Source organism: Enterobacter sp. Bisph1, assembly GCF_000814905.1.
Taxonomy (GTDB): Bacteria; Pseudomonadota; Gammaproteobacteria; order Enterobacterales; family Enterobacteriaceae; genus Kosakonia.
Genome location: NZ_JXAG01000036.1, coordinates 62,303 through 87,653, shown reverse-complemented (window position 1 = coordinate 87,653; position 25,351 = coordinate 62,303). Strand labels below are relative to the sequence as shown.

At 52.7% G+C, this 25,351-nt stretch carries 31 protein-coding genes; 15 read left to right on the top strand and 16 right to left on the bottom strand.

Translation table 11 applies throughout. The annotated features are described in order from the left end of the window. Window positions 1–14: 14 nt before the first annotated feature. The 4 genes from glmM to rlmE all read right to left on the bottom strand — a co-directional run bounded on the left by glmM (window position 15) and on the right by rlmE (window position 4,955). Window positions 15–1,355 carry a phosphoglucosamine mutase gene (gene glmM, locus RW65_RS11135; RefSeq protein WP_039056809.1) on the bottom strand — a complete coding sequence of 447 codons (1,341 nt, stop codon included), beginning with the start codon at window positions 1,353–1,355 and terminating at the stop codon, window positions 15–17. Further along, window positions 1,348–2,196 carry a dihydropteroate synthase gene (gene folP, locus RW65_RS11130; RefSeq protein ID WP_039056808.1) on the bottom strand — a complete coding sequence of 283 codons (849 nt, stop codon included), beginning with the start codon at window positions 2,194–2,196 and terminating at the stop codon, window positions 1,348–1,350. Before folP ends, glmM begins: the two co-directional genes overlap by 8 nt. A 98-nt stretch (window positions 2,197–2,294) precedes the next feature. Further along, window positions 2,295–4,226 (bottom strand): ATP-dependent zinc metalloprotease FtsH, encoded by a 1,932-nt coding sequence (ftsH, locus tag RW65_RS11125; protein ID WP_039056807.1) that lies wholly within the window; start codon window positions 4,224–4,226, stop codon window positions 2,295–2,297. A gap of 102 nt (window positions 4,227–4,328) precedes the next feature. Next, window positions 4,329–4,955, bottom strand: coding sequence for a 23S rRNA (uridine(2552)-2'-O)-methyltransferase RlmE (gene rlmE, locus RW65_RS11120; RefSeq protein ID WP_039056806.1), 627 nt, complete (start codon window positions 4,953–4,955; stop codon window positions 4,329–4,331). 119 nt (window positions 4,956–5,074) lie between these two features. On the opposite strand from rlmE, the gene yhbY reads away from it, so the two are divergent. Next, window positions 5,075–5,368 (top strand): ribosome assembly RNA-binding protein YhbY, encoded by a 294-nt coding sequence (yhbY, locus tag RW65_RS11115; RefSeq protein ID WP_007369919.1) that lies wholly within the window; start codon window positions 5,075–5,077, stop codon window positions 5,366–5,368. 152 nt (window positions 5,369–5,520) lie between these two features. Here yhbY and greA read toward each other — a convergent pair whose 3' ends face one another. After that, entirely contained in the window at window positions 5,521–5,997 is a 477-nt protein-coding gene (greA, locus tag RW65_RS11110) for a transcription elongation factor GreA (RefSeq protein WP_039056805.1), read from the bottom strand. 247 nt (window positions 5,998–6,244) lie between these two features. On the opposite strand from greA, the gene dacB reads away from it, so the two are divergent. Beyond that, window positions 6,245–7,678 carry a serine-type D-Ala-D-Ala carboxypeptidase gene (gene dacB, locus RW65_RS11105; RefSeq protein ID WP_039056804.1) on the top strand — a complete coding sequence of 478 codons (1,434 nt, stop codon included), beginning with the start codon at window positions 6,245–6,247 and terminating at the stop codon, window positions 7,676–7,678. A 79-nt stretch (window positions 7,679–7,757) separates the two neighbouring features. Here the strand turns inward: dacB and cgtA are convergent, their stop codons facing one another. From cgtA to rplU, 4 genes are all read right to left on the bottom strand, one after another. Further along, on the bottom strand, window positions 7,758–8,933 hold the full coding sequence (gene cgtA, locus RW65_RS11100; protein ID WP_039056803.1) for an Obg family GTPase CgtA: 1,176 nt from the start codon (window positions 8,931–8,933) through the stop codon (window positions 7,758–7,760). A 15-nt stretch (window positions 8,934–8,948) separates the two neighbouring features. Continuing rightward, window positions 8,949–9,908 carry a DMT family transporter gene (locus tag RW65_RS11095; protein WP_039056802.1) on the bottom strand — a complete coding sequence of 320 codons (960 nt, stop codon included), beginning with the start codon at window positions 9,906–9,908 and terminating at the stop codon, window positions 8,949–8,951. A gap of 94 nt (window positions 9,909–10,002) precedes the next feature. Then, window positions 10,003–10,260, bottom strand: coding sequence for a 50S ribosomal protein L27 (gene rpmA, locus RW65_RS11090; protein WP_035887967.1), 258 nt, complete (start codon window positions 10,258–10,260; stop codon window positions 10,003–10,005). 19 nt (window positions 10,261–10,279) lie between these two features. Then, window positions 10,280–10,591: a 50S ribosomal protein L21 gene (rplU, locus tag RW65_RS11085; protein WP_003025032.1), complete on the bottom strand. Its 312-nt coding sequence runs from the start codon at window positions 10,589–10,591 to the stop codon at window positions 10,280–10,282. Between the two features lie 259 nt (window positions 10,592–10,850). Between rplU and ispB the strand changes: the two genes are divergently transcribed. Both ispB and sfsB read left to right on the top strand, forming a co-directional pair. Then, window positions 10,851–11,822, top strand: a complete 972-nt coding sequence (gene ispB, locus RW65_RS11080) for an octaprenyl diphosphate synthase (RefSeq protein ID WP_039056800.1) — start codon at window positions 10,851–10,853, stop codon at window positions 11,820–11,822. Between the two features lie 213 nt (window positions 11,823–12,035). Further along, the gene (gene sfsB / locus RW65_RS11075; protein ID WP_039056799.1) at window positions 12,036–12,317 is read left to right on the top strand and encodes a DNA-binding transcriptional regulator SfsB; all 282 of its coding nucleotides are present in this window, start codon (window positions 12,036–12,038) and stop codon (window positions 12,315–12,317) included. Between the two features lie 85 nt (window positions 12,318–12,402). Here the strand turns inward: sfsB and murA are convergent, their stop codons facing one another. The 7 genes from murA to mlaF form a co-directional block, all read right to left on the bottom strand. Beyond that, window positions 12,403–13,662 (bottom strand): UDP-N-acetylglucosamine 1-carboxyvinyltransferase, encoded by a 1,260-nt coding sequence (gene murA, locus RW65_RS11070; protein WP_039056798.1) that lies wholly within the window; start codon window positions 13,660–13,662, stop codon window positions 12,403–12,405. A gap of 51 nt (window positions 13,663–13,713) precedes the next feature. After that, window positions 13,714–13,968, bottom strand: a complete 255-nt coding sequence (gene ibaG, locus RW65_RS11065) for a BolA family iron metabolism protein IbaG (RefSeq protein ID WP_039056797.1) — start codon at window positions 13,966–13,968, stop codon at window positions 13,714–13,716. A gap of 127 nt (window positions 13,969–14,095) precedes the next feature. Continuing rightward, on the bottom strand, window positions 14,096–14,389 hold the full coding sequence (gene mlaB / locus RW65_RS11060) for a lipid asymmetry maintenance protein MlaB (protein WP_039056796.1): 294 nt from the start codon (window positions 14,387–14,389) through the stop codon (window positions 14,096–14,098). Further along, entirely contained in the window at window positions 14,386–15,024 is a 639-nt protein-coding gene (gene mlaC / locus RW65_RS11055; RefSeq protein ID WP_039056795.1) for a phospholipid-binding protein MlaC, read from the bottom strand. Before mlaC ends, mlaB begins: the two co-directional genes overlap by 4 nt. A 16-nt stretch (window positions 15,025–15,040) precedes the next feature. Next, on the bottom strand, window positions 15,041–15,592 hold the full coding sequence (gene mlaD / locus RW65_RS11050; RefSeq protein WP_039056794.1) for an outer membrane lipid asymmetry maintenance protein MlaD: 552 nt from the start codon (window positions 15,590–15,592) through the stop codon (window positions 15,041–15,043). A 4-nt stretch (window positions 15,593–15,596) separates the two neighbouring features. After that, the gene (gene mlaE / locus RW65_RS11045; RefSeq protein WP_039056793.1) at window positions 15,597–16,379 is read right to left on the bottom strand and encodes a lipid asymmetry maintenance ABC transporter permease subunit MlaE; all 783 of its coding nucleotides are present in this window, start codon (window positions 16,377–16,379) and stop codon (window positions 15,597–15,599) included. Window positions 16,380–16,386: 7 nt separating this feature from the next. Continuing rightward, window positions 16,387–17,199 (bottom strand): phospholipid ABC transporter ATP-binding protein MlaF, encoded by an 813-nt coding sequence (gene mlaF, locus RW65_RS11040; RefSeq protein WP_039056792.1) that lies wholly within the window; start codon window positions 17,197–17,199, stop codon window positions 16,387–16,389. A 230-nt stretch (window positions 17,200–17,429) separates the two neighbouring features. On the opposite strand from mlaF, the gene RW65_RS11035 reads away from it, so the two are divergent. The 11 genes from RW65_RS11035 to npr all read left to right on the top strand — a co-directional run bounded on the left by RW65_RS11035 (window position 17,430) and on the right by npr (window position 25,351). Then, the gene (locus tag RW65_RS11035) at window positions 17,430–18,404 is read left to right on the top strand and encodes a calcium/sodium antiporter (protein WP_039056791.1); all 975 of its coding nucleotides are present in this window, start codon (window positions 17,430–17,432) and stop codon (window positions 18,402–18,404) included. Window positions 18,405–18,417: 13 nt separating this feature from the next. Then, window positions 18,418–19,404, top strand: coding sequence for an arabinose-5-phosphate isomerase KdsD (gene kdsD / locus RW65_RS11030; RefSeq protein WP_039056790.1), 987 nt, complete (start codon window positions 18,418–18,420; stop codon window positions 19,402–19,404). Window positions 19,405–19,418: 14 nt separating this feature from the next. Further along, on the top strand, window positions 19,419–19,985 hold the full coding sequence (gene kdsC, locus RW65_RS11025) for a 3-deoxy-manno-octulosonate-8-phosphatase KdsC (RefSeq protein WP_039056789.1): 567 nt from the start codon (window positions 19,419–19,421) through the stop codon (window positions 19,983–19,985). Then, complete coding sequence (gene lptC / locus RW65_RS11020) at window positions 19,982–20,557, top strand: LPS export ABC transporter periplasmic protein LptC (protein ID WP_039056787.1); 576 nt, start codon at window positions 19,982–19,984, stop codon at window positions 20,555–20,557. Before kdsC ends, lptC begins: the two co-directional genes overlap by 4 nt. Continuing rightward, entirely contained in the window at window positions 20,526–21,086 is a 561-nt protein-coding gene (gene lptA, locus RW65_RS11015; protein WP_039056786.1) for a lipopolysaccharide ABC transporter substrate-binding protein LptA, read from the top strand. Before lptC ends, lptA begins: the two co-directional genes overlap by 32 nt. A gap of 6 nt (window positions 21,087–21,092) precedes the next feature. Then, window positions 21,093–21,818 (top strand): LPS export ABC transporter ATP-binding protein, encoded by a 726-nt coding sequence (gene lptB, locus RW65_RS11010; protein ID WP_039056785.1) that lies wholly within the window; start codon window positions 21,093–21,095, stop codon window positions 21,816–21,818. Between the two features lie 48 nt (window positions 21,819–21,866). Further along, on the top strand, window positions 21,867–23,300 hold the full coding sequence (gene rpoN / locus RW65_RS11005; RefSeq protein WP_039056784.1) for an RNA polymerase factor sigma-54: 1,434 nt from the start codon (window positions 21,867–21,869) through the stop codon (window positions 23,298–23,300). Between the two features lie 22 nt (window positions 23,301–23,322). After that, complete coding sequence (hpf, locus tag RW65_RS11000) at window positions 23,323–23,610, top strand: ribosome hibernation promoting factor (protein ID WP_039056783.1); 288 nt, start codon at window positions 23,323–23,325, stop codon at window positions 23,608–23,610. A gap of 80 nt (window positions 23,611–23,690) precedes the next feature. Beyond that, entirely contained in the window at window positions 23,691–24,182 is a 492-nt protein-coding gene (ptsN, locus tag RW65_RS10995; RefSeq protein ID WP_039056782.1) for a PTS IIA-like nitrogen regulatory protein PtsN, read from the top strand. A gap of 45 nt (window positions 24,183–24,227) precedes the next feature. Further along, on the top strand, window positions 24,228–25,082 hold the full coding sequence (gene rapZ, locus RW65_RS10990; protein WP_039056781.1) for an RNase adapter RapZ: 855 nt from the start codon (window positions 24,228–24,230) through the stop codon (window positions 25,080–25,082). Further along, window positions 25,079–25,351: a PTS phosphocarrier protein NPr gene (npr, locus tag RW65_RS10985; RefSeq protein WP_007369893.1), complete on the top strand. Its 273-nt coding sequence runs from the start codon at window positions 25,079–25,081 to the stop codon at window positions 25,349–25,351. Before rapZ ends, npr begins: the two co-directional genes overlap by 4 nt.

Sequence of the window (25,351 nt, the reverse complement as noted above, 5' to 3'; positions counted from 1 at the left end):
AGGTACTTAACGCACTATTTTACGGCTTTAACCGCATCGGCAATGCGATTTGCCAGCGCAGTGACCTGAGCTTCATCTTCGCCTTCTACCATGACGCGGATTAATGGCTCGGTGCCGGATTTACGCAACAGCACACGCCCACGGCTACCCAGCGTCGCTTCTACTTCGGCCATCACTGCTTTTACCGTCTCATCTTCCAGCGGATCGCCGATGCCTGCCGTAAAGCGCACATTCACCAGCACCTGCGGGAACATCTTCATCCCGCTGCATAAATCATGCAGCGACATATGGTTACGCACCATTGCCGCCACAACTTGCAGACCCGCCACAATACCGTCGCCGGTGGTGGTTTTATCCAGCAGGATGACGTGGCCAGAGTTTTCCGCACCGATACGCCAGCCTTTTTCCTGCATTTTTTCCAGCACGTAGCGGTCGCCCACTTTCGCACGAGCAAAGGGAATCCCCAGCTGCTTCAATGCTAACTCAAGGCCCATATTGCTCATCAACGTGCCCACCGCGCCGCCGCGCAGCTGCCCCTGGCGCAACCCTTCGCGGGCGATGATATACATGATCTGATCGCCATCGACCTTATTGCCTTCATTGTCGACCATAATGACGCGATCGCCATCGCCATCAAAGGCAACGCCGAGGTCGGCTTTCTCGGCCAAAACGCGTTGCTGCAGCGCAGCCACGTCCGTAGCGCCACATTTTTCATTAATGTTTACGCCATCTGGCTCACAGCCCATAGCGATTACCTTCGCGCCTAGCTCGCGAAAAACGTTCGGCGCAATGTGGTACGTCGCACCATTGGCGCAGTCGACGACGATTTTTAACCCGTTAAGGCTGAGCTCATTCGGGAAGGTGGCTTTGCAAAACTCAATATAGCGTCCTGCGGCATCCACAATACGGCTGGCTTTACCGAGTTCTGCTGAATCCACGCAGGTCAGCTCTTTTTCCATCTCGGCTTCAATCGCTTCTTCTACCGCATCCGGTAGTTTCGTGCCGTCGATGGAGAAAAATTTGATGCCGTTGTCATAGAACGGGTTATGGGAAGCGGAGATGACGATGCCAGCTTCGGCCCGGAAGGTTCGTGTGAGATAGGCGACCGCAGGCGTCGGCATTGGTCCGGTGAAGGAGGCAGAAAGCCCGGCTGCCGCAAGCCCTGCTTCGAGGGCGGATTCCAGCATATAACCTGAAATACGGGTGTCTTTGCCGATGATGATTTTACGTGAACCGTGGCGCGCCAGTACTTTGCCCGCAGCCCAGCCCAGTTTGAGCACGAATTCTGGAGTGATAGGCGCGTCGCCGACGCGGCCGCGAATACCGTCGGTACCAAAATATTTACGACTACTCATAGCGTTTGTTTTCCTTCGCTGACAGCGTGGCTTCTACGACCCGCATCGCTTCTATAGTTTCTTTTACATCATGAACACGAATAATCTGCGCACCCTGCATAGCCGCAATTACTGCACAAGCCAGGCTACCGCTTAATCGTTCGGACGGACCGACATTAAGAAGTTGACCTATCATCGTTTTACGCGACATGCCGACCAATAAGGGTAAGCCAAAATGGTGCAACTCAGCCAGGCGGGCAAGCAAAGTATAATTATGGGAGAGATTTTTACCGAAACCGAATCCCGGGTCGAGCAGCAATTTCTCTTTTGCGATACCAGCCCGTTCGCAACGCGCTATCTGCTCGCTAAAAAAGCGGTTCACGTCAGCGAAAACGTCATCATATTTTGGCGCTTCCTGCATGGTTTTAGGTTGTCCCTGCATATGCATCAGGCAAACCGGCAGCCCGGTTTGCGCCGCAGCTTCCAGCGCGCCCGGTTCGGTTAAGGAACGGATATCGTTAATAATATGCGCGCCTACTCGCGCCGATTCGCGGATCACCTCAGGTTTAGACGTATCGACGGAAATCCAAACCTCGAAACGCTGCGCGATAGCTTCAACCACCGGAATGACCCGTTGAAGCTCCTCTTCTACGCTGACATCCGCAGCGCCAGGGCGCGTTGATTCGCCACCGATATCGATAATTGTCGCCCCGGCATTAATCATCAGGTTCGCGTGCTTTACCGCTTCGATCAATGTGTTATGCGCGCCGCCATCGGAAAAAGAGTCCGGTGTGACATTGAGGATCCCCATAACATGGGGATGAGACAGATCAAGTAATGAGCCCTGGGCATGGAGTTTCATGACTAATTTCCCTGAGGTTAAGGCCGTAATAAATTAAAGAAAAACCCCGGAGCAAGCCCCGGGGTTTCTATTAATAGCAAATCTTCAACAGCGAAGGCTTATTTGTCGCTCAGCTGTTCTGACATCGTATTGCCCGGGTTCGGCGTACGCGGTTCATCAACCGGACGCGGCGCGCGAGGCGTACCATTGCTGTCAGAATTATTCGCGCCAGGTTCTTCCCAACCTGCTGGGGGACGAACATCACGACGAGACATCAGGTCATCAATCTGCGGCGCATCGATGGTTTCATACTTCATCAACGCATCTTTCATCGCATGAAGAATGTCCATGTTCTCATTGAGCAGTTGGCGTGCACGATTGTAGTTACGTTCAATCAGCGCTTTCACTTCCTGGTCGATGATACGCGCGGTTTCATCGGACATATGTTTCGCTTTTGCCACCGAACGACCAAGGAACACTTCGCCCTCTTCTTCGGCATACAGCAGCGGACCTAATTTTTCCGAGAAGCCCCACTGGGTAACCATGTTACGCGCCAGGTTGGTCGCGACTTTGATATCGTTCGACGCGCCGGTAGAAACATGTTCTGTACCGTAGATAATCTCTTCTGCCAGACGACCGCCATACAGCGTTGAGATCTGGCTTTCGAGTTTCTGACGGCTGGCGCTAATCGCATCGCCTTCCGGCAGGAAGAATGTCACGCCCAATGCACGGCCGCGGGGAATAATCGTCACTTTATGCACCGGATCGTGTTCCGGTACCAGGCGACCGATAATCGCGTGACCTGCTTCGTGATAGGCGGTGGATTCTTTCTGTGCTTCCGTCATCACCATGGAGCGGCGCTCAGCGCCCATCATGATTTTGTCTTTCGCTTTTTCAAACTCAACCATCGATACGACGCGTTTGTTACCGCGAGCAGCAAACAGCGCAGCTTCGTTGACCAGGTTGGCCAAATCGGCACCGGAGAAGCCCGGCGTACCGCGCGCAATGATTGCAGCATCGATATCCGGCGACAGCGGAACGCGACGCATATGCACTTTCAGGATCTGCTCACGACCACGCACGTCCGGCAGACCAACAACGACCTGTCGGTCAAAGCGGCCTGGACGCAGCAGCGCTGGATCCAGCACGTCGGGACGGTTAGTCGCCGCGATAACGATAATGCCTTCGTTACCTTCGAAACCATCCATTTCAACCAACATCTGGTTAAGCGTCTGTTCACGTTCATCGTGACCGCCGCCAAGACCAGCGCCACGCTGGCGACCTACGGCGTCGATTTCATCGATAAAGATAATGCACGGCGCGGCTTTCTTGGCCTGCTCGAACATGTCACGTACGCGAGACGCACCGACACCGACGAACATTTCAACAAAGTCAGAACCGGAAATGGTGAAGAAAGGCACCTTCGCTTCACCGGCGATTGCTTTCGCCAGCAGCGTTTTACCGGTACCCGGAGGACCCACCATCAGCACGCCTTTCGGGATTTTACCGCCCAGCTTCTGGAAACGGCTCGGCTCACGCAGATACTCAACCAGTTCGGCAACTTCTTCTTTTGCTTCGTCACAACCCGCAACATCAGCGAAAGTGGTTTTGATCTGATCTTCCGTGAGCATACGCGCCTTGCTCTTGCCGAACGACATGGCACCTTTGCCACCGCCGCCCTGCATTTGGCGCATAAAGAAGATCCAGACCCCAATCAGCAGCAGCATCGGGAACCAGGAGATGAAGATATTCGCCAGCAGGCTCGGCTCTTCCGGCGGCTCGCCTACAACCTTGACGCCTTTCGTCAGCAGGTTGTCGAGCAGTTTGGGATCGCTGACCGGGATGTAAGTCGTATAACGGTTACTATCTTTCTTGGTAACGTTGATCTCACGTCCATTGATACGCGCTTCGCGAACCTGGTCCTGGTTTACCTCTTGCAGGAAGGTAGAGTAATCCACCTTACGGCTATTCGACTCGCTGGGCCCAAAGCTCTGGAATACTGACATCAGCACGACGGCAATGACCAGCCAGAGAATTAGGTTTTTCGCCATGTCACTCAAGGGATTAACCTCATATTACAACTGTGTTAAAAACAGCGTCAGGATACAACATATCCCATCTCTTTCAAACCAAAGGCCGAAATCGACGGGGTATCATTTTCGCCCGGTCGCTACAATATACACTTCACGTGAACGTGCACGCGAAGAGTCCGGTTTACGCACTTTAACCTTCGTAAACATAGAACGAATTTCCGTGAGGTACTCATCGAAACCTTCGCCCTGGAACACTTTCACTAAAAAACTACCGCCCGGTGCCAGCACATCACGGCACATTTCAAGCGCCAGTTCCACCAGATACATGGAACGGGGTATATCAACCGCCGGCGTGCCGCTCATATTCGGCGCCATATCGGACATGACAACCTGAACTTTACTGTCGCCAACACGCTCCAGTAACGCTTTCAGAACTAATTCATCACGAAAATCGCCCTGAAGGAAGTCCACACCAACGATTGGATCCATCGGTAAAAGATCGCATGCGATAATGCGTCCGTTTCCACCAATCTGCGTGACCGCATACTGCGACCATCCGCCGGGCGCTGCGCCCAGATCGACAACGGTCATACCCGGCTTAAAGAGTTTGTCACTTTGCTGTATTTCATCAAGTTTAAACCAGGCACGGGAACGCAACCCTTTTTTCTGCGCCTGTTGAACATATTTATCGCTAAAGTGTTCCTGAAGCCAGCGGCTTGAGCTGGCAGAACGCTTTTTACCTGTCATTTAACTTTCCATCCGGGTTCATCGACGGCATCGAGAAAATTTCGACACGCAATTTGGCGATACAGTGGAGATGGCGGTAGAATGACCCGTTTTCAATCCCAACGTAAGCAAAATATACGATGAATCTGAGTACTAAACAAAAACAGCACCTGAAAGGTCTGGCACATCCGCTCAAGCCGGTAGTTATGCTTGGCAATAATGGTTTGACCGAAGGGGTACTGGCCGAGATTGAACAAGCGTTAGAGCACCATGAACTTATCAAGGTGAAGATCGCCTCTGAAGACAGAGAAACTAAGACCTTGATTGTGGAAGCTATCGTTCGCGAAACCGGCGCCTGTAACGTACAGGTCATCGGTAAAACGCTGGTACTTTATCGCCCAACCGCGGAGCGTAAAATTTCGCTGCCACGCTAAGGATATCCTGAATTGAACACAAAATCTGTGTAAAACGAGGGGTTTCCGCCAGCAGAGGTGCAAAATGCCACGCTCCCGGAATTCATAAAAGGCCGCAACGCGGCCTTTTTCTTTTCTTTACAAATCGTCAACAATGAATGCAGCAACCGCCATCAAAGATATTCAACTTTGATAATTTCGTATTCCACGTCGCCGCCGGGGGTGCGAATCACCACCACATCATCCTGTTCTTTTCCCACCAGGCCGCGAGCGATGGGCGAGTTGACGGAAATGAGGTTCTGTTTAAAGTCGGCTTCATCATCGCCAACAATACGGTAAGTCTGCTCTTCGTCGTTATCGAGGTTCAAAACGGTGACGGTAGAACCAAAAATCACCCGGCCGCTTTTTGGCAGTTTAGAGATGTCGATAACCTGCGCATTAGAGAGTTTCGCTTCGATATCTTTGATACGGCCTTCGCAGAAACCTTGCTGCTCGCGCGCTGCATGATATTCCGCGTTCTCTTTCAGATCGCCATGCTCGCGGGCGTCGGCAATAGCAGCGATGATTTCAGGACGACGAACGGATTTCAGAAACTCCAGTTCTTCGCGCAGTTTTTCGGCACCACGTAGGGTCATCGGAATAGCTTGCATTGTTATACCTCTTAAACATACCTGTAGGGAGCGGTAACCCACCCCATCTGAACGACCTCCCCCGTAAACGGGCAAATGCCGCCGGGCAGAAGCAAAAGAAAACTGACCCGGAGACAAAGCCCCAGGTCAGCGCAATTTTTCAATTTGATACGTATTTTACCCGGAAGTTCACTAAGGGTCATCGTTTACTTTCCGGGTCGTTGCGCCGTAGTATGACGGCTTGTTTTCAGCTTCCTAGCGCGAGATTATGCGATTTTCCAGCTTTATCATCGGATTGACCACAAGTATAGCCCTGAACGCTCAGGCCGCGAATGTTGATGAATACATCAACCAACTGCCGGATGGTACGAACCTGGCGCTCATGGTGCAGAAAGTGGGTGCGCCGGCACCTGAGATCGATTATCACGGTAAACAGATGGCTTTGCCGGCCAGTACGCAGAAAGTGATTACCGCGTTGGCTGCGCTGCTGCAACTGGGGCCGGACTTTCGCTTTACCACCACGCTGGAAAGTAAAGGCACTGTCGAAAACGGTAGCCTGAAAGGTGACTTAATTGCACGATTTGGCGGCGATCCGACGTTAAAACGTCAGGATATTCGCAATATGGTTGCCGCGCTGAAAAAGTCAGGCGTGCAGAAAATCGAGGGCAATGTGCTTATTGATACCTCCATTTTTGCCAGCCATGATAAAGCGCCAGGCTGGCCGTGGAACGATATGACCCAGTGCTTTAGCGCGCCGCCTGCCGCCGCGATTGTCGATCGCAACTGCTTCTCTATTTCGCTCTATAGCGCGCAAAAACCCGGCGATCTCGCTTATATCCGTATCGCGAACTATTACCCGGTAAATATGTTCAGCCAGGTGCGCACGCTGGCCCGCGGATCTTCCGAGGCGCAGTATTGCGAACTGGATGTGGTGCCCGGCGATTTAAACCGCTTTACCTTAACCGGCTGCCTGCCACAGCGTGCCGATCCGCTGCCGCTGGCCTTTGCCATTCAGGATGGCGCGAGCTACGCAGGGGCGATTCTGAAAGCAGAACTGAATACTGCCGGTATCTCCTACAGCGGCACGCTGTTGCGTCAAACCCAGGAAAACCAGGCGGGTACGGTGATCGCCAGTAAGCAGTCGGCACCGCTCCACGACCTGTTGAAGCAGATGCTGAAAAAGTCAGACAATATGATCGCAGATACCGTGTTTCGTATGATTGGTCATGCGCGTTTTGGCGTACCGGGAACCTGGCGAGCAGGCTCCGATGCGGTACGGCAGATCCTGCGTCAACAGGCGGGAATCGATCTTGGCAATACGATCATCGCCGATGGTTCTGGCCTGTCCCGGCATAACCTTCTGGCACCGGCAACGATGATTCAGGTACTGCAATACATTGCCCAGCACGATACCGAGCTCAATTTTATCTCCATGCTGCCGCTGGCAGGCTACGATGGCTCCCTGCAGTATCGCGCAGGTCTGCACGAAGCGGGCGTCGACGGCAAAGTTTCGGCAAAAACCGGCTCGCTGCAGGGTGTTTATAACCTGGCAGGCTTTATCACTACCGCCAGCGGTCAGCGCATGGCTTTTGTGCAATATCTTTCCGGCTACGCCGTTGAACCGGCGGATCAGCGTAATCGCCGTATTCCGCTGGTACGTTTCGAAAGCCGTTTGTACAAAGACATCTATCAGAACAACTAATAAAAAATGCCGGGTAGCATCAGCTGACCCGGCATTTTATAAACAATATTTCCCCGTTTATGCAGAGAAATCGCAGCGATTAGCGCTTATAGATGAACTCAACGCCTTCTTCGTCGTCTTCGTCCCAGTCGTCATCCCACTCTTCATCGTCTTCAACCACTTCAGCTTCTTCAAGCTGCTGACGATGATAATCATCCCACATGAATTCGACTTTCTCAGGCTGCTGCTCTTCCTGCGCCTGCGAAATGGGGTTTTCGATGATAAAGGTCATCACGTCCCAGCACAGGTCTTTTACGCCCTGCTGGCTGGCGGCGGAGATCAGGTAGAACTTATCTTCCCAGCCCAACGCCTCGGCAATCGCTTTCGCTTTCGCTTCTGCCTCAGCTTTGTCCATCAAATCGATCTTGTTGAACACCAGCCAGCGCGGCTTAGCAGCCAGTTTCTCGCTGTATTTTTCCAGTTCGCCAACAATAACGCGGGCGTTTTCCGCCGGATCGGAACCATCGATCGGATCGATATCGATCAGGTGCAGCAGTACGCGGCAGCGTTCCAGATGTTTCAGGAAGCGGATCCCAAGGCCTGCGCCATCAGCCGCGCCTTCGATCAACCCCGGAATATCGGCAACCACAAAGCTCTTTTCGTTATCCATACGGACAACGCCAAGGCTTGGTACCAGCGTCGTAAACGGATAATCCGCCACTTTTGGTTTTGCCGCTGAGACCGCGCGAATAAATGTCGATTTACCGGCATTCGGCATCCCCAGCATGCCGACGTCAGCCAGCAGCATCAGCTCCAGCTGCAAATCACGCTTATCGCCCGGCGTACCCATGGTTTTCTGCCGCGGGGTACGGTTAACCGAGGATTTAAAGCGGGTGTTGCCCAAACCGTGCCAGCCACCTTTTGCGACCATCAGACGCTGACCGTGTTTAGTCATATCGCCCATAGTTTCGCCGGTGCCCTGGTCGATAACGCGGGTACCGACAGGGACTTTCACGGTAATATCTTTTCCGCGTTTCCCGGTACAGTCGCGGCTCTGGCCATTCTGACCGCGCTCCGCACGGAAAGATTTTTCAAAGCGGTAATCAATCAGAGTGTTAAGGTTTTCGTCCGCTTCCAGCCAGACATCGCCGCCGTCGCCGCCGTCGCCGCCGTCAGGGCCGCCTCGCGGGATATACTTTTCACGGCGGAAACTGACACAGCCGTTACCGCCATCGCCTGCTACAACCAGAATCGTAGCTTCATCTACAAACTTCATTTTACTCTCCGTAACTCATTCGCCTGAGCGGGGCACAGTGGCGACCACTTCGCGATTGCGTCTGATAAGACGATGACCAATCGCGGAAAACATCGCGCCCGCAACCACGACAAACGCACCGAGATAACCGACAAGGTTTAACATCGGTCTGGCGAAAACATCGGGCCAGGCCATTGATAATAGATCTGAAAAAAATAGCGTAAAGAGCGGCGTCAGCGTGATTAATGCGCTCACCTGCGCCGCCTGCCAGCGGGCCATCGCTTCCGCCAGCGCGCCATATCCCACCAGCGTATTTAATCCACAAAAGATTAAGCAGGCCAGCTGCCAGTCGCTCAACTGAAACAGCACGGCGGGCTTCGCCAACGGCAATAACGCAATCGTACACAAAGTGTACAGCAAAAAGAGGATCTGCTGAGAGGCCAATCGCCGCAATAATACTTTTTGCGCAACGCCGTAACTCACCCACACCGTCGCTGCACCGACGCCAAAAATCACGCCCCAGGTGTAATCCGTTAACCGGGTAAAAATTTCCACCAGGCTGGTATTAAAAAACAACAGCAGGCCGCAGATCAGCATCACCGCACCGATAATCTGCGTGCCGCGCATTTTCTCTTTCAGAATAACGACGCTGGCAATCATCATACCGACCGGGGAAAGTTGGCCGATGACCTGCGATGCCGTCGGGCTGACATATTGCAGAGACGAACTGAAAAGAATGAAATTGCCGAACAACCCGCCGGTGGCAATAGCCAATAAAACCAACCAGCGCGGCTTGCGAAAGATATGCAGCGAGGGCAGCTTTCTTTTCCAACCGAGAATCATACCAAGGCCGATAGTCGCCATCAGAAAGCGATAAAAAACCACCGTTGGCGGTTCCATCACTTCCAGCACCTGCTTCATTGCGATAGGTAACGCTCCCCAGCACATCGCCGTGGTGAGCGCCAGCACAATGCCGATGCCTGCCTGCTGTTTCATACCCGTATGCCCTGCCACAATTTTCCGGACTTCTAATGTAAAAAGCCCCGCAACGTGTTGCGGGGCTTTCTTCCGTTACCGGGACGCGAAAAACTTATTCAGCAACGATGCTGATGAATTTACGGTTTTTCGGGCCTTTAACTTCGAACTTAACTTTACCGTCAGTCAAAGCGAACAGAGTGTGGTCACGGCCGCAACCTACGTTCGGGCCAGCGTGGAATTTGGTACCACGTTGACGAACGATGATGCTACCTGCGAGAACTGCTTCACCGCCGAAGCGTTTAACGCCCAGACGTTTAGCTTCTGAATCGCGACCGTTACGAGTTGAGCCGCCAGCCTTTTTATGTGCCATTTAATCTACTCCTCAGGTCTTAGGCGCTGATGCCAGTAATTTTCACATCAGTGAACCACTGACGGTGGCCTTGCTGCTTACGATAGTGTTTACGACGACGAAACTTAACGATTTTAACTTTCTCGCCACGACCGTGAGCAACAACTTCAGCTTTGATTACGCCGCCATCAACGAAAGGAACGCCGATTTTGACTTCTTCACCGTTTGCGATCATCAGCACTTCAGCGAATTCAACAGATTCGCCAGTTGCGATGTCCAGCTTTTCCAGGCGAACGGTCTGACCTTCGCTTACTCGGTGTTGTTTACCACCACTTTGGAAAACCGCGTACATATAAAACTCCGCTTCCACGCACCTATCCTGATCAATTCAGAGTGCGCTAAAAATATTCATAATAGGGCGCGAATATTACGCAAGTTGCAGCCCTTTGACAAGAGTGATCGTCACTCCATGCAGAAAAAAAACACAACGCGTAAGGTAACGTTTATCTGGCGCATTTTTTCAGTACAATCAACAATACTATTCTAACCCGTAACCCTTTGTTATCCCATTTTTCTATGTGGTAAACAGGACTCGAAGCCCGGCTTTTGCGATGAATTTAGAAAAAATCAATGAGTTAACCGCGCAGGATATGGCGGGTGTAAACGCGACGATTCTGCAACAACTCAACTCGGATGTTCAGTTGATCAATCAGTTGGGTTATTACATCGTAAGCGGCGGCGGCAAACGCATCCGTCCGATGATTGCCGTACTGGCAGCGCGTGCTGTTGGCTATGAAGGCCATTCCCATGTCACCATTGCCGCCCTAATCGAATTTATTCATACCGCCACACTTCTTCACGACGACGTCGTAGATGAATCCGACATGCGCCGCGGTAAAGCGACCGCTAACGCGGCGTTTGGCAATGCCGCCAGTGTACTGGTCGGGGATTTTATCTATACCCGCGCGTTTCAGATGATGACCAGTCTCGGCTCGCTGAAAGTGCTGGAAGTGATGTCATCGGCGGTAAACGTCATTGCTGAAGGTGAAGTTTTGCAGTTGATGAACGTCAACGACCCAGACATCACTGAAGAAAATTATATGCGTGTCATTTACAGCAAAACCGCTCGCCTGTTTGAAGCAGCGGCGCAGTGCTCCGGCCTGCTGGCGGGCTGTAGCGAAGCGCAGGAAAAAGCGTTGCAGGATTATGGCCGCTATCTGGGCACCGCCTTCCAGCTTATCGATGATCTACTGGATTACAGCGCAGACGGCGAAACGCTGGGCAAAAACACCGGCGATGACCTGAACGAGGGCAAACCCACGCTGCCTTTGTTGCATGCCATGCATAATGGCACCCCCGAGCAAGCGCAGATGATCCGTGAAGCGATTGAGCAAGGAAACGGGCGGCATCTTCTGGAACCTGTTCTGGAAGCAATGGCGGCTTGCGGCTCTCTCGAATGGACGCGAAGCCGTGCGGAAGAAGAAGCCGATAAAGCGATTGCCGCTCTACAAGTGCTGCCGGATTCACCGTGGCGGGAAGCATTGATCGGTCTTGCTCATATCGCCGTTCAGCGCGATCGTTAATCTTTCCAGCTTCCCGCGCAATGCCGCGGGAAAGTTCCAATAAGCTCTAACAAAACAGCAAATTTAAGAAAAATATCCTGTAATATCAATCCCTGGCAAAATCCTAAAACGCAAAATATCACATGAGCATTTAAGAACAAACGCTCCTGGATGCGTATAGTTAATAGCGTTGTTGACGTAAAATTTGACACCTATTTCTACCAGGGAGATGTTATGGAAAAAAAATTATTGGACTGGCACCAGGCGGATATCATTGCCGGGCTGCGTAAAAAAGGGACATCGCTGGCCGCAGAATCACGAAAAAACGGGCTAAGTTCATCCACCCTCGCTAACGCATTGACTCGCTCCTGGCCGAAAGGTGAATTGATCATTGCCCGTGCGCTGGGCACCGATCCCTGGGTTATCTGGCCGTCGCGCTATTATGATCCTGTCACCCATGAATTTATCGATAAAACGAAGCTTATCAGGAAAAAAAGGGAGGAAAATCAGCGTTAATGAAAAGAACAACTCCCTTCACTTGCTAAAGCGGATGATAGAAAAAGGGAGCCGAGGCTCCCTTTATGCGATTAAACACCCAGGCTTATTCGCCTTTTACGCGCTCGATATTGGCACCTAGCGCGCTGAGTTTATCTTCAATACCTTCATAGCCACGGTCAATATGATAAATACGATCGACGATGGTGGTTCCTTCCGCAATGCATCCCGCCAGCACCAGGCTTGCAGATGCGCGTAAATCCGTTGCCATCACCTGTGCGCCGGAGAGTTTCTCTACGCCATGGCAGATCGCCGTATTGCTTTCGATCTCGGCATGCGCCCCCATACGAATTAGTTCAGGGATATGCATAAAGCGGTTTTCGAAAATGGTTTCGGTGATAATCCCCGTTCCTTCCGCTACCAGGTTCAACAGGGTGAACTGTGCCTGCATGTCGGTTGGGAAACCAGGATGCGGTGCCGTACGCACGTTTACGGCTTTAGGACGCTTGCCGTGCATATCCAGGCTAATCCAGTCTTCACCCACTTCAATATCGGCACCCGCATCGCGCAGTTTAGCCAGCACCGCATCCAGCGTATCCGGCTGGGCGTTACGGCAGACAATTTTTCCGCCAGAGATCGTCGCCGCAACGAGGAAGGTTCCGGTTTCAATACGATCCGGCAGCACGCGGTAAACACCGCCGCCCAGACGCTTAACCCCTTCAATGGTAATACGATCGGTTCCCATACCGCTGATTTTCGCACCCAGCGTATTAAGGAAGTTCGCCGTATCAACGATTTCAGGCTCACGAGCGGCGTTTTCGATAATGGTCGTGCCTTCAGCCAGCGTCGCGGCGGACATAATGGTCACCGTCGCGCCAACGCTCACTTTATCCATCACGATATGCGCGCCTTTCAAGCGCCCGTTAACGGAGGCTTTGACATACCCTTCTTCCAGCTTGATCTCTGCGCCCAGTTGTTCAAGGCCGGTAATATGCAGATCCACTGGACGCGCGCCGATAGCACAGCCGCCGGGCAAGGAAACTTGTCCTTCACCAAAACGGGCAACCAGCGGCCCCAGCGCCCAAATAGAGGCGCGCATGGTTTTTACCAGGTCGTAAGGGGCGCAGAAAACATCAACGTTACTGGCATCGATCCATACGGATCCGTTACGCTCCACCTTCATACCCAGCTGGCTAAGCAGCTTGATGGTGGTATCAATATCTTTCAGTTTCGGAACGTTACGAATTTCAACCGGTTCCTCTGCCAGCAAGGCGGCAAAAAGAATGGGCAGCGCGGCGTTTTTCGCGCCTGAAATTGTCACTTCGCCCTGGAGACGCGTCGGCCCCTGTACACGAAACTTATCCATTAATCTGATCTCTGTTAAGAATTCACACGCGCAGTGGGTTTACCCCTGCGCTCAAAAGCCGTTGAGTTTGCGATCCCGTGCCCACTCCGCCGGAGTGTAAGCTTTGATCGACAGGGCATGAATGCGGTTATCGGCGATGTATTCCATCAGCGGTGCATAAATGGTCTGTTGCTTTTTGACCCGACTCATACCGTCAAAAATCTCACCCACAGCGACAACCTGAAAGTGACTGCCATCGCCAGTGACGTGGGCTTCCTGGAGAGAGAGTGCGTTCATCAGCACCGTCTGAATTTCATGATTTTCCATGGGTGTAAATATCATCTAATAGTGAAAACAGTCACACATATTAGAGGAAAGTCACGCAGGCTTAAACAAGCAAAAAAGCCCCATCATTTTTAAGGACGGGGCTTTAAGTAGTAACGCATTGAAAAAATTAGTGCGGCAAGAGATCCTGCGGCAAATTATAGAGTGCTGCAAGGGTGGACACATTATCGCTCACCCCCGTAAGCACAACCTGGTTGCCCTGCTTTTTTCCCTGCGCGATAAGGTGAATCAACAGCGCGATGCCAGCGGTATCAACGCGAGTCACGTCGTGTAAGTCAATACAGCTCACGCCGCTCATCGCCTCCACGCGTGCATTCCAAAGCGGATTGATAATATCCTGATCGAGTTCACCCAGTAGTTTCAGGTGTTCCCCGTCGCGCGACCAGCTTAAGCGGGTTGTCATTTCTTTTTCTCGTCGAGGGTAATTTTCTGCCGAGAGATAGTTTGCAGTTCGGCGGTTAAACCGTCGATCCCTTTGGTGCGCAACAGATCGCTCCACTCGTTCTGTTTCGTGGTGATCATGCTGACACCTTCGGCAATCATGTCATAGGCCTGCCAGCTACCGCTCTGCGTGTTTTTACGCCACTGAAAATCCAGGCGTACCGGCGGACGGCCATTAGCATCGACGATGGTCACGCGGATCGGCACAATCGTCGCATCACCCAGCGGCTGCTCAGGGGCAATCTGGTAAGTCTGACCGTGATACATGGCCAACGCCTGGCCATAGGCCTGTTTCAGGTATTCACGAAACGCAGCGAAATAGGCTTCGCGCTGCGCAGGCGTCGCTTCTTTATAATAGCGTCCCAGCACCAGCGCACCGGCGTATTTCACCTGCACGTAGGGCAGCAGTTCTTGATCTACCACATCACGCAGATAATCCGGGTTGGCGTGGATTTTTGGCTGCTCATTTTTGAGCCGATCGAAGGTTTTCTGAGCCGCGTCTTTCATGGCGGCATAAGGGTTACTTTGGTCTGCAGCTACAGCGGCGCCCAACGGCGCAATCACCAACAGGGCAACCATTAACAGACGTTTAAACATGCGTCACTTCTCCTCATTAATTCGTCTGGTCAGCAGACGGTATGGCTTGAGTATTTCCTTCGTTGTGCTTTGCCGCATCGCCTGAATTCTTATTGTCGCTGCCTTTACTGTTGTAAAGGAATTGTCCGATAAGATCCTCAAGCACCATGGCGGATTTCGTGTCCTGAATGGTGCTCCCTTCTTTAAGCATAGAAGTTCCCATCTCAGGATCGTCAAAGCCAACGTTTAATGCCAAAAATTGTTCACCCAATAGCCCGGAAGTGCGAATGGCCAGCGAACTGGTGTCCGGGATCTGGTTATAGCGTTCTTCTATATCCAGCGCGACACGCGGCAGATACGTTTTCGGATCGAGAGAGATATCAGCAACCCGGCCAATCACCACACCGCCAATCCGCACCGGCGAACGCGCTTTCAGGCCGCCGATATTGTCAAAGGTGGCATAGATGCGATAAGTCGGCTCAGTACGCATTGAGGCGACATCCGCCGCTTTCAGGCAGATAAAGAGCGCTGCCAGCATCGCCAGCAGAAGGAAAATACCGACCCAAATTTCACTTTTTTTCGTTTGCATGAACTCAATTCCCAAACATCAGTGCAGTGAGCACAAAATCAAGGCCAAGCACGGCCAGCGAAGAGTGCACAACGGTGCGTGTTGTCGCCCGGCTGATCCCGGCGGAAGTCGGGATCGCATCGTAGCCGTTGAACAAGGCAATCCAGGTTACCGTGATAGCAAACACCACGCTTTTAATCAGACAGTTAACTAAATCCATCCGCCAGTTGACGGCATTTTGCATGGCAGTCCAAAAAAAGCCGCTATCAATCCCTTTCCAGTTAACGCCCACCAGCGAGCCGCCCCAAATACCAACGGCAACAAAGATAATGGTCAACAGCGGCAGCGAGATGACGCCGGCCCAAAAACGCGGCGCAATAACGCGTCGCAGTGGGTCAACCGCCATCATTTCAAGACTGGAAAGCTGCTCGGTGGCACGCATTAAGCCAATTTCAGCGGTCAGTGCGGAGCCCGCGCGACCGGCGAATAACAGCGCGGCGACAACCGGCCCAAGTTCGCGCAGCAGCGACAGCGCTACCAGCATACCGAGGCTGGTTTCCGCGCTGTAGGTGGTCAGCACCAGATAACCCTGCAGGCCGAGCACCATACCAATAAAGACGCCAGAAACAATAATAATGAGCATCGACAACACGCCAACATTATAAAGCTGGCGAATCAGCAGCGGCGTATGTTTGCGGAATTCGGGCTTGCCCACCACCGCATTGAAGAGCATCAAACCGGCGCGTCCGAACGTCGCGATGGTTTTGATACCGCGATGCCCAAGGGATGCCAGTGCATTTAACAGCATGTGCGTCTTAACTCCCTGATTCTAATAAGTCGGACTGATAATCGCCCGCAGGATAGCGGAACGGAACGGGACCATCGGCAATACCATCAAGGAACTGACGCACGCGCGGATCGCAATTCTCCTGCAGCCCTTGTGCGCTACCGTGCGCGACAATTTTCCTGTCGGCCACAATATAGGCATAATCCGCAATGCTCAGCACCTCCGGAACATCGTGGGAGACAACGATACAGGTGACGCCGAGCGCGCTGTTAAGTTCAGAAATCAGCTTCACCAGAACGCCCATAGTAATGGGATCCTGTCCGACAAAGGGCTCATCGAACATAATGAGATCGGGCTCAAGGGCAATGGCGCGCGCCAGCGCCGCACGCCGCGCCATACCGCCTGAAAGCTCTGACGGCATTAAATTCGCCGCGCCGCGTAGCCCAACCGCTTCCAGCTTCATCATCACCGTGCTGCGCAACAACGGTTCAGGAAGAGAGGTGTGTTCACGCAGAGGATAGGCCACATTGTCAAAAACGTTCAGGTCGGTAAACAACGCGCCAGACTGAAACAGCATGCTCATTCTTTTGCGCACGGTAAACAGACGCGAACGGTTCATCGCCGGTATGTTTTCGCCATCGAATAAAATCTCACCGCGATCGGGCGGGATCTGCCCACCAATCAAACGCAGCAGCGTCGTTTTACCGATTCCGGACGGCCCCATAATGGCGGTAATTTTACCGCGTGGCACCGTTAGTGAAATATTGTCAAAAATTGGGCGGCTGCCGCGGGAGAAACTGACGCCACGAACATCGACCAAATTCGCCAAAGTCTGGCTCATCTTCTCTTCCTTATAAGCCTCGTCGGCCACAAGCATGACGCTTGATAACATCACGAACCGAACATTTTTACAGAATATTACCTACCGGGATTAGCGAAAGCAGGCATTTGTTTTACTTTTGAGCCGCATAAAGTCAAAATTAGGAATCATTACGCTACGCCCAATTTCCGGTTTTACCCGGCATAGCAGCCTGCGGGCCGGCGGAAGTATACCTGAAGAAAGGACGTTAGATGCTTTTAGCGACGGCGCTATTAATAATTGGTTTACTTTTGGTGGTCTACAGTGCCGATCGTTTGGTATTTGCTGCTTCGATTCTCTGTCGAACATTAGGCGTGCCGCCGTTACTCATCGGTATGACCGTGGTGAGCATTGGCACATCGCTGCCTGAGATAATCACCTCCGTTGCGGCGTCGATGCACGGCCAGTTGGATCTGGCTATTGGCACCGCAATCGGCTCAAACATTACCAATATTTTGCTGATTCTCGGGGCTGCCGCCCTTTTGCACCCATTTACCGTGAATTCCGATATTCTGCGTCGCGAATTGCCACTAACCTTAGTGGCCAGTCTACTGGCGGGCGTTGTGCTGTACAATGGGCAGCTCAGCCGCTTTGACGGCATTTTTTTACTGTTATTAGCCGTGCTATGGCTGGTGTTCATTGTTAAAATCGCCCGCCTGGCCGAACGCCAGGGTAACGATAGCCTGACCCGTGAGCAGTTGGCCGAACTGCCCCGTGAGGGTAGCCTCTCTGTGGCGTTTCTCTGGCTGGGCATTGCGCTTATCATTATGCCGATGTCGACACGCATGGTGGTGGATAACGCAACGGTGGTAGCCAATTACTTTGCTATCAGCGAGCTCACCATCGGCCTGACGGTGATTGCGATTGGCACCGGCCTGCCCGAGCTGGCGACGGCGATAGCAGGCGCGCGCAAGGGTGAAGATGATATCGCCATTGGTAATATCATCGGTTCCAACATCTTTAATATTGCGCTGGTGTTGGGTTTGCCAGCGCTGATAGCGCCGGGGGATTTTAACCCACTCGCCTTTACGCGCGATTATGGTGTGATGGTGCTGGTCAGTGCCCTTTTCGCCCTTATTTGCTGGCGGCGTAAGCAAATCAGCAAAGGTATTGGCGCACTGTTACTGGGTGGATTTATCGTGTGGCTGGCGCTGCTCTACTGGCTGTCGCCGCTTTTGACTGGATAATCGGATACGCATTATGTCGCAAATAGAGTTGCAGTCGGGTTTTGACTTTCAACAAGCAGGTAAAGATGTCCTGGAGATTGAACGTGAAGGCCTCGCTGAGCTGGATCAGTACATCAATGATGACTTCACTCAGGCGTGCGAAAAAATATTCTATTGCGCCGGGAAAGTGGTGGTGATGGGCATGGGCAAATCGGGTCACATCGGTAGAAAGATGGCGGCCACCTTTGCCAGCACCGGCACCCCCTCTTTCTTCGTTCATCCAGGCGAAGCGGCCCATGGCGATCTGGGCATGGTCAGCCCGCAGGATGTGGTGATTGCCCTGTCCAACTCCGGTGAATCCAACGAAATCCTCGCGCTCATCCCGGTGCTGAAACGATTGAAAGTCTCGCTTATTTGCCTGACCAGCCGTCCTGAAAGCACTATGGCGCGCGCCGCCGATATTCATCTGTGCGTCAAGGTTCCAAAAGAGGCGTGTCCGCTGGGTCTGGCACCCACTTCCAGCACCACGGCCGCGCTGGTGATGGGTGATGCACTGGCGGTGGCGCTGTTGAAAGCGCGCGGTTTTACCGCAGAAGATTTTGCCTTATCCCACCCAGGCGGCGCACTGGGACGCAAACTATTGTTACGCGTAAATGACATCATGCACACTGGCGACGAGATCCCTCATGTCAGCAAAGAGGCCAGCCTGCGCGATGCGTTGCTGGAAATTACGCGTAAAAATCTGGGCATGACGGTGATCTGCGACGACCTGATGAAGATTGAAGGCATCTTCACCGACGGTGACCTGCGCCGCGTGTTTGATATGGGCGGCGATGTCCGCCAGATGGGCATTGCCGATGTGATGACCCCCGGCGGCGTGCGCGTACGTCCCAACACGCTGGCGGTGGATGCGCTTAATCTGATGCAATCCCGCCACATTACTTCCGTACTGGTTGCTGATGGCGACCAGTTACTCGGTGTGTTACATATGCATGATCTCCTGCGCGCTGGCGTAGTGTAAAGAAGGACATAAGAATGAGTAATGCTGGCGCGTCGCTTGCTACCTGTTATGGGCCGGTAAGCACGCAAGTTATGGCAAAAGCGGAAAAAATACGCCTGTTGATTCTCGACGTGGACGGCGTGCTCTCCGATGGGCTCATCTATATGGGCAACAACGGCGAAGAGCTAAAGGCGTTCAACGTACGCGATGGCTATGGAATTCGCTGTGCACTCACTTCCGACATTGAAGTTGCCATCATTACCGGCCGAAAGGCTAAACTAGTGGAAGATCGCTGCGAGACCCTGAAGATTAAGCATTTGTATCAGGGTCAGTCGGATAAGCTGCTCGCTTACCGTGAGTTACTGGCAAAGCTTGCGCTCACGCCGGATCAGGTGGCTTATATTGGTGATGATTTGATCGACTGGCCAGTGATGGCGGAAATCGGTTTAAGCGTCGCCGTCGCAGATGCTCACCCGTTACTGCTATCTCGTGTCGATTACGTTACGCATATTGATGGCGGACGAGGCGCGGTGCGTGAAGTCTGTGATTTGTTGCTGCTGGCGCAGGGCAAGCTGGATGAGGCCAAAGGGCAATCGCTATGAGTAAAACCAGACGTTGGGCGATCATTTTACTGGCGCTAGCCGCCTTGATATTGATAGGTATCAACCTCACTTCTCAGGATAACGCGGGTCCGGTGGCGAACAACAATGCCGATCCGACTTACAAAAGCCAACACACGGATACCGTGGTTTATAGCCCGGAAGGGGCACTGAACTACCGATTGATTGCGCAGAACGTAGAGTACTTTTCTGCAGAAGGCGTAAGTTGGTTCACGCAGCCGCTACTGACAACTTTCGACGAGAATAAGATCCCCACCTGGTCGATAAAGTCAGATAAAGCGAAGCTGACCGATGACAAAATGCTTTATCTCTATGGACATGTTGAAGTCAACGCACTGACGGCGGATGCCCAACTGCGAAAAATCACCACGGATAACGCCCGGATCAACCTGGTGACACAGGATGTTGCCTCGGACGATCAGGTCACGTTATACGGCACAACATTTAATTCCACCGGCCTGAAAATGCGCGGCAATTTACGCAGCAAAAACGCCGAGCTGATTGAAAAGGTTAGAAGCTCCTATGAAATTCAAAACAAACAAACGCAGCCTTAATCTTGTATTGGCCACTACGCTTTTGGCCGCCGCGCTTCCGGCACTCGCCGTGACCGGTGATACGGATCAGCCAATCCACATCGACTCCGATCAACAGTCGCTGGATATGCAGGGTAACGTCGTGACCTTCACCGGCAACGTCGTGGTCACCCAGGGAACGATTAAAATCAATGCCGATAAAGTCGTGGTCACCCGCCCGGGTGGCCAGCAGGGCAAAGAGATCATTGACGGTTACGGCAATCCGGCCACGTTTTACCAGATGCAGGACAATGGCAAACCCGTTAAAGGCCACTCCTCAAAGATGCATTACGAACTGGAAAACGATTTCGTTGTGCTGACCGGCAATGCCTATCTCGAACAGCTGGATAGCAATATCACCGGTGACAAAATTACCTATCTGGTGAAAGAGCAAAAAATGCAGGCATTCAGCGATAAAGGCAAACGCGTCACCACCGTGCTGGTGCCTTCGCAGTTGCAGGATAAAAACAACAAACAAACCCCGGCTCCGGCGCCAAAAAAGAGTAATTAATCCGTTATGGCAACATTAACCGCAAAGAATCTCGCCAAGGCTTATAAAGGCCGCCGCGTCGTTGAGGATGTTAGTCTGACCGTCAACTCTGGCGAAATCGTCGGGCTGCTTGGTCCTAACGGCGCAGGGAAAACCACCACTTTCTATATGGTTGTCGGCATTGTCTCTCGTGACGCTGGCAATATTATTATTGATGATGAAGATATCAGCCTGCTGCCCCTGCATGCGCGCGCGCGCCGCGGGATTGGTTATCTGCCGCAGGAAGCCTCGATTTTCCGCCGCCTCAGCGTCTATGACAACCTGATGGCGGTGCTGCAAATCCGTGACGATCTTACGCCGGAGCAGCGTGAAGATCGCGCCATTGAGCTGATGGAAGAGTTCCATATCGAACATCTGCGCGACAATATGGGTCAATCTCTCTCCGGCGGTGAACGTCGCCGCGTGGAAATTGCCCGAGCGCTGGCGGCAAATCCAAAATTCATTCTGCTTGATGAACCCTTTGCGGGCGTTGACCCGATTTCCGTTATCGATATTAAACGTATCATTGAACACCTGCGTGACAGCGGGTTAGGCGTGTTGATTACTGACCATAACGTCCGTGAAACCCTGGCGGTGTGCGAGCGCGCTTACATTGTTAGCCAGGGGCATCTGATTGCCCATGGCACCCCGCAGCAAATCCTTGAGGACGAACAGGTTAAGCGCGTGTATCTTGGGGAAGACTTCAGACTCTGATAGGGTAGGGTTTATTGACGTTTTTTGTCGGAGAGTGCTGCTCTGAATATGAAGCAAGGTTTGCAACTACGGCTCAGCCAACAGCTAGCCATGACGCCACAACTGCAACAGGCCATCCGTCTGCTGCAGTTGTCCACGTTGGAACTGCAGCAGGAACTTCAGCAGGCGCTGGATAGTAACCCGCTGCTGGAACAAACCGATCTTCACGAAGAAGTCGAAAGCCAGCCGTCTGAGGAAAATGACGGTCTGGATAGCGTTGACGCGCTTGAACAAAAAGAGATGCCGGATGAGCTGCCGCTGGATGCCAGCTGGGATGAAATCTATACCGCAGGCACTCCTTCCGGCAGCAGCAGCGATTATATCGATGATGAACTGCCTGTTTACCAGGGCGAAACCACGCAGTCTTTACAGGACTATCTGATGTGGCAAGTGGGGCTTACGCCCTTCTCGGACACCGACCGTGCTATCGCAACGTCTATTGTCGATGCCGTTGACGAAACCGGTTATCTTACCGTTTCGCTGGAAGAGGTGCTGGAGAGCATGGGCAACGATGAGGTCGGGCTTGATGAGGTCGAAGCGGTGCTAAAACGCATTCAGCGTTTTGATCCCGTTGGCGTCGCCGCGCGCGATCTGCGCGATTGCCTGCTGATCCAGCTCTCGCAGTTTGTCAAAGATACGCCATGGTGCGAAGAAGCCAGGCTTATCATTCGCGAACATCTCGATCTGCTCGCCAATCATGATTTCCGTACCCTGATGCGCGTAACGCGCCTGAAAGAAGAGGTGCTGAAAGAGGCGGTGAATCTGATCCAGTCGTTGGATCCGCGTCCTGGCCAGTCGATACAGACCAGCGAACCAGAATATGTGATTCCGGATGTGCTGGTGCGCAAGCACAACGGTCACTGGATGGTCGAGCTGAACTCCGACAGCATTCCACGTCTGCAAATCAACCAGCATTATGCCGCAATGGGCGGCGGCGCGCGTAATGATGCCGACAGCCAGTTTATCCGCAGCAATTTGCAAGAAGCGAAGTGGTTGATCAAAAGTCTGGAGAGCCGCAACGACACACTATTGCGCGTAAGCCGCTGCATCGTTGAACAGCAGCAGGCTTTCTTTGAGCAAGGCGAAGAATTTATGAAACCGATGGTGCTGGCCGATATCGCCCAGGCCGTCGAGATGCACGAGTCGACCATCTCTCGTGTTACGACCCAGAAGTACCTGCACAGTCCTCGCGGCATTTTTGAACTAAAGTATTTCTTTTCAAGCCATGTGAATACCGAAGGCGGTGGCGAAGCCTCCTCTACGGCTATCCGCGCGCTAGTGAAGAAATTAATCGCCGCAGAAAACCCTGCAAAACCGCTGAGCGACAGTAAACTGACGACCCTGCTTTCCGATCAGGGAATCATGGTGGCACGGCGTACCGTTGCGAAGTATCGAGAATCTTTATCCATTCCGCCGTCTAATCAGCGTAAACAGCTGGTTTGACCCAACCGATAAGGAAGACACTATGCAGCTGAACATCACAGGACAAAACGTTGAGATCACCGATGCTCTGCGTGAATTTGTGACCACGAAATTCGCCAAACTTGAACACTATTTCGACAGGATCAATCAGGTCTATATTGTGTTAAAAGTGGAGAAAGTGACTCACACCTCGGATGCGACACTCCATGTTAATGGTGGTGAACTGCATGCCAGTGCGGAAGGGCAGGATATGTATGCTGCTATCGACAGTTTGATTGATAAACTGGCGCGGCAGCTCACGAAGCATAAAGATAAACTGAAACAACACTAATTGTCCGAGCGTCCGTCTGGCGCGTTGCACCCTCCCGTAACCCGGTAGGGTGCTGGCTCTGGCGTCGCTTAGGTGAAATTATGATGAATAACGATTCCGCTCTTCAATTGAGCAATGTCCTTAACCAGGAATGTACCCGTAGCGGCGTTCACTGCCAGAGTAAAAAACGCGCTCTGGAGATAATCAGTGAACTGGCGGCAAAACAGTTAGGCTTACCGCCACAAGTCGTCTTTGAAGCGATTCTTACGCGTGAGAAAATGGGCAGTACCGGCATTGGTAACGGTATCGCTATTCCTCATGGCAAGCTTGAAGAAGACACGCTTCGCGCCGTTGGCGTTTTCGTGCAGCTCGAAACGCCCATTGCCTTCGACGCTATCGATAATCAGCCTGTCGACCTGCTGTTTGCACTGTTAGTGCCGGCGGATCAAACCAAAACGCATCTGCATACGCTCTCGCTGGTCGCTAAGCGTCTGGCGGACAAGACCATTTGTCGGCGCCTGCGCAGCGCGCAAAGTGATGAAGAGCTGTATCAGCTCATCACGCAGACGGAAGGCGAAAGCGACGATGCGTAACGGGAAGGAAGCCCTTTTATCAGTCGGACTGAGGAGAACTGGTTCATGGTCCTGATGATCGTCAGTGGTCGTTCGGGTTCAGGGAAATCCGTCGCCCTGCGCGCCCTGGAGGATATGGGTTTTTACTGCGTAGACAACCTGCCGGTTGTGCTATTGCCGGAGCTGGCGCAAACACTTGCCGAACGCCAGACCTCCGCCGCCGTCAGTATTGATGTACGTAATATGCCGGAGTCGCCGGAAATTTTTGAACAGGCGATGAGCAATCTGCCGGATAGTTTTTCTCCGCAGCTATTGTTTCTCGATGCCGATCGTAACACGCTGATTCGCCGCTATAGCGATACGCGTCGGCTGCATCCGCTGTCCAGCAAAAACCTCTCCCTTGAAAGCGCAATCGATGCAGAGAGCAATCTGCTGGAGCCGCTGCGCTCCCGCGCCGATCTGATTGTCGACACCTCGGAAATGTCCGTGCATGAACTGGCGGAAATGCTGCGTACGCGTTTGCTCGGCAAGCGTGAGCGCGAGCTGACCATGGTTTTCGAATCCTTTGGTTTCAAACACGGTATTCCTATCGATGCGGATTACGTGTTTGACGTGCGTTTCTTACCGAACCCGCACTGGGATCCGAAACTGCGTCCGATGACCGGCCTCGACAAACCCGTTGCCGCGTTCCTCGACCGGCATACGGAAGTGCACAACTTTATCTACCAGACGCGCAGCTACCTCGAGCTGTGGCTGCCGATGCTGGAGACCAACAACCGTAGTTACCTGACGGTGGCGATTGGTTGTACCGGGGGTAAACACCGCTCCGTTTACGTCGCCGAACAGTTAGCGGATTATTTCCGCTCGCGCGGTAAAAATGTTCAATCCCGTCACCGTACGCTGGAAAAACGCAAAACATGACCGTAAAACAAACCGTTGAGATCACCAACAAGCTGGGAATGCATGCGCGCCCGGCGATGAAACTGTTTGAACTGGTACAAGGCTTCGATGCGGAAGTGCTGCTGCGCAACGATGAAGGCACCGAGGCAGAAGCCAGCAGCGTGATTGCGTTGCTAATGCTGGATTCGGCAAAAGGGCGGCAAATTGAAGTAGAAGCCAGCGGCCCGCAGGAAGAAGAGGCGCTGGCCGCGGTGATTGCCTTGTTTAACGCCGGGTTTGACGAAGATTAA